Raw genomic sequence first — 1,711 nt, forward strand, 5'->3', positions numbered from 1 at the left:
GGATTGAGCTGTTGAGGCGGAGGCTCCTGGCGATGGGATGTTGAGGGGGCAGACTGGCCTGCCATACTATCCAGGCTGCCCAATAGCATCGAAATTGCGGGAGACCCAAGAGTACTTCGGCGTCAAAAGTTAGGCTGATCACGATAGTGGCGATGGTGGCTAGATGGTCATATGATGTCTCGGGAGCAAGAACTAACCTCGTTCATGCGACAACGGGTGCGAGGTCATGAAGCTCGCCATTGGAATGACGGCAAGACATGAAGCGAAGTGGTTAGAGAAATGCGTGACACGTCTGGAGCCGCCGAGAAGGGCGGTACCCTCATTATTGCGAGTCCCGTCCGGCAGACACCTGAAATTCTGAGGACGTTCCTGGAATCCTTGGTGAGGTTGGATGTGGGGGCGTTTGACATCGAGTATCTTTTCATCGACGACAATGAGGTACCTGAGTCAACAGCATTGTTGCAAGAGTTTGTGGGCAGAGTAGCCGGACGGGTGACCGTTCGGAAAGCGACGACGCCCTCGGAACGCTATATCAAGGATGATAAAACCCATCGTTGGACTGAAGGGTTGATGTGGCGTGTAGCACGATTCAAGGACGCAATCATTGAGTTCGCGCTCGGGGGACAGTCCTCTCACCTGTTGCTGGTCGACTCTGACCTTGTGCTACACCCTCTTACGTTGCGTCAGCTGGTGGCCCTCGGCTTGCCTATCGTCTCGGAGATCTTTTGGACGAAATGGAATCCGGATGGCCCGGAGTATCCGCAAGTGTGGGCCGGAGGTCAGTACAGGCTGTATCGTCGTGCACCGGGGGAGTCCCTCTCGGACGAAGACGTTGCGCGTCGGACGTCGGACTTCCTGGCTTCCCTTAGGCGCCCAGGGGTCTATCAGGTAGGGGGCTTGGGAGCGCTCACGCTATTCTCCCGAGAGGCGCTGTTGCGTGGTGTGCGCTTTGCGCCGATTCCTAACCTAGATCTTGTGGGCGAGGATCGTCATCTTTGCGTCCGGGCTGCAGCCCTGGGGATTCCTTTGTACGTGGACACCCACTATCCAGCTCTCCATCTCTACAGACAAGCCGACCTGGAGCGCGTCGACGAGTACACGAGCACGGCACAAAAGGAAGTCAAAATCATTCAGATGGTCGAGAACGCAGTGGAGGCTTTATTCACCGATGGATCTGAAGTGGAGCCTGGCTACAGACCTTCACGGTGTTCCGTCCAACCAGCTAGGATTTTGGAACGCATTCGTCGGGAACTCCGTGTGGACGGACCAAACGGGATGAGCTTATCGGAGGTCACGGTGTACAACGGCTTGGTACAGTTTGTGGGACACCAGAGGTGCACGACCTACTTTCATCTCCGGGTCACACCAAGACAGGGAGGGCCCACTTATAACTTCCGCGGGACAGCTCATTTCGAGACCGACGCAAGGAAGGCCTGGCGTCTAGCGGAGTTGCAGCTCGAGGAGTCAGAACCCATTCAGCCGGTGGTCCTTCTCTAGGGGGCCGGCAGCGTCCCGGCAAGTGGTGTAAATTGGGTTCCAGCGCGTTGAGCGCGATCTACACCCCGGGGACGGCGAGCAACTCCCGCGTGTCGTTCAATCCCTTCCGCGCATACAGCTTCTTCATCGATTCCTGGCTGAAGTACCGCCTCGGAACTGCTGTCCACTCGTCTTGCTGTTCCATGAGGACCGCGCCTGCCAAGCGAATCAGCGA

The 1,711-nt window shown here is 57.0% G+C and carries 1 protein-coding gene; it reads left to right on the top strand.

Going from position 1 to position 1,711, the window contains the following annotated elements:
- Nucleotides 1–279: 279 nt before the first annotated feature.
- Complete coding sequence (locus BAA01_16895) at nt 280–1,497, top strand: hypothetical protein (protein ID OUM89514.1); 1,218 nt, start codon at nt 280–282, stop codon at nt 1,495–1,497.
- Nucleotides 1,498–1,711: the final 214 nt, after the last annotated feature.

The organism is Bacillus thermozeamaize, from assembly GCA_002159075.1.
Classification (GTDB): Bacteria; Bacillota; Bacilli; order ZCTH02-B2; family ZCTH02-B2; genus Bacillus_BB; species Bacillus_BB thermozeamaize.

Excerpts from the sequence above, each read along its gene's own strand:
- BAA01_16895 (OUM89514.1), top strand. The coding sequence starts at position 280 with ATGCGTGACACGTCTGGAGCCGCCGAGAAGGGCGGTACCCTCATTATT.